The organism is Luteococcus sp. Sow4_B9, from assembly GCF_052116585.1.
GTDB lineage: Bacteria > Actinomycetota > Actinomycetes > Propionibacteriales > Propionibacteriaceae > Luteococcus.
In genome coordinates, this window is sequence record NZ_JBQKKT010000069.1 from 1 (window position 1) to 737 (window position 737).

The following is a 737-nucleotide window of genomic DNA, read 5'->3' on the forward strand; positions in this document are numbered from 1 at the left end:
CGGCTGCGCTCGGCGTTGCGGGAGTTCTTCCCCGCGGCGCTGGCGGCGTTCGACCAGCTCGACGAACCCGACACCCTGGAGCTCCTCGCGAAAGCACCCGACCCGGATACTGCCGCCGCGCTGTCGAAACGGGCCGTGACGGCGGCTCTGACCAGGGCGAACCGGCGCAACGTCGAGCAGCGCGCCACCGAGATCGTGACCGTGTTGCGGGCGCAGGAGCTGCGGCAACCGGCGCCGGTCCAGGCCGCGTTCGCGGCGATCGTGTCGGCCGAGGTCGCCCTCATCACGGCGTTGAACACCCAGATCGAGGCGCTGGGCGAGGTGGTGAAAACACATTTTGGCCAGCACCCGGCAGCCGAGATCATCACGAGCCTGCCGGGACTCGGACCGATCCTGGGCGCCCGCCTGCTGGGTGAGTTCGGCGACGATCCCGGCCGGTATGTCGACGCGAAGGCCCGCAAGGCCTACGCCGGGACTGCGCCGATCACCCGGGCCTCGGGCAAGAAGAAAGTCGTGATGTCGCGCTATGCCCGCAACAAGCGCCTGTCTGACGCGGCGCAGCAATGGGCGTTCTCCTCGATGAGAGGCTCAGCCGGCGCGAAGGCCTACTACCAGCAACTCCGAGCCCGGGAGATGGGCCACCAGGCCGCCTTGCGTCAGCTCGCGAACCGCTGGGTCGGGATCCTCCACGGCTGCCTCAAGACCGGCACCCACTACGACGAACACACCGCCTGGGC

Annotated in this window: 1 protein-coding gene; it reads left to right on the forward strand. The window is 69.3% G+C overall.

Features of this window, described 5'->3' with window-relative positions; translation table 11 throughout:
• Positions 1–737, forward strand: a 737-nt coding sequence (locus tag ACTQ49_RS14985; protein WP_441828633.1) for a transposase, incomplete at both ends; no start/stop codon positions are given.